We start from the raw sequence: 4,113 nt of genomic DNA on the forward strand, positions 1-4,113 counted from the left end.
AAAAGCCAATGTTTTAATGTTCAATGAACTTCAAATTTTGAAAGGTGCTACGTAAGATGAGTTATGATCTTGCTCTATGCATACAGTGCCTGATTTTCCAATACTATGGCGATTTTTTGGTAGAGACTTTAGAGAAAACATCCCAGTCATCAGTATAAAATGTGCAATTTTTCAGATGTTTGTGTTTGACTTTTTCGTAAAGTCGTGTGAATGTTGCAGCATCACAATTTCCTGTAACCTAGGCAACAGTTCTGCGTATGCTACGATCAACGGCTTTGATAATCCAGAGTTTTTGACTTTTTTTGAAAAAAATGCCACATTTCATCAAATTTCACTGTTTGAATGTGACCTGAAACCGAAGATCCTTGTATTTTTTTCATCTCTGCCATCACCCACTCTGTATATAATAGAAGGAGAATAATGCCTTAGCTAAAGAGTATAAAATGAAGTATAAGGCTTTTTTGACAGCCGTTTTCCCTTTTGCCACCTTCAACAAAGGTATAACCTCATTCCTGAACCTTGCGTACTATACCGTTCCTTATGCAGTTTTCGGAATTACACTTCTTGTAATGCATTGCTGATGACCTTAATACGACACTATAGTCGTATGTTGACGTAAATCTATCTAAACATCAAAACTCTCAGATTTTTAACGTGCTCAACATAAAATTCAGCGCTTGATGTGCGTGTGAACTGAGGCGAAAAATCACTTCATAGATATCGTTGAAAATTATGAATACGAATGAATTTTGTATAATTTTAGAGAAGTATTTCTTTCAAATACGCATTATGAACAATAGATTTAACAAAGAGTAATATATCTTAACATATCTTTTTGTTCCTGTATTTTGAGTTTAAGATTCGATAAATTCGTTTTTTAAGATTTGTTTCGAGAAATAAGGATTTTTATCAAGAATAAGATCTATTTTTTTTTTCTAAATTTGATACCTTTATCTCGCAGCTCAAATTAAATTTCAGGCAAACGCAAAAATGAATATTCCATATAGATTTTGTGAAATAGAACAAGATGAATATCTTAAACAACGATGGTGGGCACATTTTCGTTATGACGAAAACGATGGTACGAAAGAGTCCTATACTATCATTATGCCACCTCCAAATGTAACGGGCGCTTTACATTTAGGGCATGCTTTATCCTCGACCCAGCAAGATATTTTAATACGCTTTCATAAATCTTTAGGGAAAAATGTGTTGTGGCTTCCTGGAACTGATCATGCGGGAATCGCCACACAAATGATGGTAGAAAAAGCATTAGAAAAGGAAGGAAAAACCCGAAAATCTTTGGGGCGTGAAATTTTTTTGCAATATATGTGGAAATGGAAGGAAGAGCACGAAGAGCGTATTTTACATCAAATGAAACGTATGGGGTTTGCTGCAGATTGGGAACGACTTACTTTCACGTTAGATCAGGGAGTTTCTTATGCCACAAAAGAGGCTTTTATTCGTTTGTATAAAAAGAATAAAATTTACAAAGCAAAACGTTTAGTCAGTTGGGACCCTGCATTACGTACAGCTCTTTCAGATTTAGAAGTAGAAAATGTTCAAGAAACTGGAACGTTATGGACGATCTCCTATGATGTAGAGGGAGGAGAAAAAATTCATGTGGCAACTACAAGACCTGAAACATTGCTGGGAGATACAGCGATCGCAGTGCATCCTAAAGATGAACGTTACACACATTATATAGGAAAAAAAGCGTGTGTTCCTCTTGTTTCTCGCTGGATTCCTATTATTGCAGATGAGGCTATAGATATAGAAAAAGGGACTGGGGCAGTAAAAATCACCCCGGCTCATGATTTTTTAGACTTTTCTATCGCTCAACGTCACTGTTTGCCTTACATTGATCTTTTAGATGATGCGGGATGTTTGAATACGAATGCTCCGAAAGAATTTCAAGGTTTGGATAGTGTATCTGCTCGACGCTTGATTGTAGACCGCTTAGGAGAGAATTTGATTTCTCAGTCTTTAATTCAGCATAGTGTTCCTTATAGTCAACGCTCTGGAGTGATTGTGGAGCCTCGTCTAACAGAGCAATGGTTTTTAGATACGACTGAGATGGCACAAAAGGCATTAGAGATCGTTAAAAGTGGAGTATGTCAATTTTTTCCAAAAGATTGGGAAAAAACTTATGAAGAGTGGCTTGTGCATATTCAGCCTTGGTGTATTTCTCGTCAACTTTGGTGGGGACATCAAATTCCAGTATGGTATGATCAAGAAGGAAATATATTTGTAGCGCATACTCAGCAAGAAGCAGAGCTTTTATTTAAAGCCCAGGGGGGGAGCGGAACTTTAACGCAAGAAGAAGATGTCTTAGATACTTGGTTTTCTTCTGGAATTTGGCCTTTTTCTACATTAGGATGGCCCAAAAAAGACGCTTCTTTATTCCAAACCTGTTATCCCACAAGTGTTCTTGTTACTGGATTCGATATTATTTTTTTCTGGGTTGCTAGAATGATGATGTTGGGCATAGAATTGACTGGAGCTCCCGCATTTAGGCACATCGTTATTCATCCGTTAGTGTGTGATGAAAAAGGAAAAAAGATGTCTAAAACAAAAGGAAACGTGATTGATCCTATGGAGCTGGCTGATCAGTATGGAGTGGACGCTTTACGTTTTGCTTTAGCATTGGTTTCAACCCCCTCTTCTTATACAGCTTTTGGTATAAAACATGTCGAGCAAGCCAGAAATTTTATTACTAAATTATCTAACATGGGGAGATTTGCAGAGCTACATTGTATTCAGGGAAAATTTGATTTACCTAATGAAATTTTTCAAGATATGAATCGTTGGGTAATTTCGCGTATTACTGAACTTTCTGATGGTGTGAAAAAAGCTTTAGATTCTTATAATTTTCATGAAGCTGCTTCCATGGTATATACCACAGTTTGGTCGGTGGTATGTGATTGGTATCTTGAATGGATTAAGGATACGCTGAAATACGAAGAAGATCCTAAAGAAGCTCGTCATGTAATGGGCTGGGTTTTAAATACAACATGCATTATCTTGCAACCCTTTATTCCTTTCACAGCACAAGCGTTATGGGAGATATGGAATCCTCAAGAAATATCCGGAGTTTTTCAGCAATCTTGGCCCGTTTTGATGACAGATTATTCTTCTGATTCATCAATTGAGCGTGTTCAAGAGCTTATTACTGCGATTAGACGTTTAAGAGCAGAGTTTAAAATTTCTTTTAATCGTTGCGTAGAAATTCATGTGTACACACAAAGTGATAGAAAAATTTTGGATTACCATAAAAATTTTATAGAACGTATCACGCGTACAACATGCATACTGCATGAAGAACATCCTCCTTTATCGAGTGCAGGATTTAGTGTACATTTGAGCACGATGACAGTTATTTTTTTGCTTCAACACCTAGTTGATATAGAAAAAGAGTTGGCACGTCTTAAGAAAAATCATCAAAAAATTAAAATGCAGCTTGAAGAAGAGGAAAGGCGTTTGTCTTGTCAAGAATTTTGTCAAAAAGCCGCCTCAAATGTTGTTAAAGGAGTAGAGCATCGTTGTGCGCACAATAGAGAAATTCTTAAAAAAATAGAAACAGATCTGTTTATGTTAAGTCAGGCAGATCGTTTAACGTAAAGATAAAAATTGCCTTTTTGGGAGCCCTGTTGTTACAGGGGGTAAAAACAGTGCATGTGTTAAACGCATGCCAGATCGCTTCTGCGATGTTACAAAGTTTAAAAGATCAAAAACGTCCTTTGAACAATAGTAAACTCTTTTCTGATCTGGGCATAAAGGCTTCTAAACGATGTATCCAGACGCTAATTTTCCTTATAAAATATGAAAATTTGTTTGGACAAAGAAAAAGACGCACAACATAGCGCTTTCGGATTAAGCTGAAGCACAAGTTTCAAAACATCGAAACATGTTTAGTCCCAACAACATGTGGTTTGGATTATGATTAAAATTTGACGTGTTACGTTCAAATTTTAACATGATAACTCATCTTAGCACCTTTCAAAATTTGAAGTTCATTGAACATTAAAACATTGGCTTTTAACAATAGTTTTTGTTTTATTGCAAAATGATTCAATGAGGTTTTCACTTTCAATAATTTTAATTTGCAGTATG

2 protein-coding genes are annotated in these 4,113 nt (G+C 36.1%); both read left to right on the forward strand.

What is annotated here, in order from left to right:
* The first annotated feature begins 990 nt into the window (after nt 1-990).
* On the forward strand, nt 991-3,621 hold the full coding sequence (locus P618_RS01395) for a valine--tRNA ligase (RefSeq protein WP_021827704.1): 2,631 nt from the start codon (nt 991-993) through the stop codon (nt 3,619-3,621).
* 29 nt (nt 3,622-3,650) lie between these two features.
* Nucleotides 3,651-3,863 (forward strand): hypothetical protein, encoded by a 213-nt coding sequence (locus P618_RS01400; RefSeq protein WP_156918952.1) that lies wholly within the window; start codon nt 3,651-3,653, stop codon nt 3,861-3,863.
* Nucleotides 3,864-4,113: the final 250 nt, after the last annotated feature.

It is taken from the genome of Holospora obtusa F1, assembly GCF_000469665.2.
GTDB classification, from domain to species: domain Bacteria; phylum Pseudomonadota; class Alphaproteobacteria; order Holosporales; family Holosporaceae; genus Holospora; species Holospora obtusa.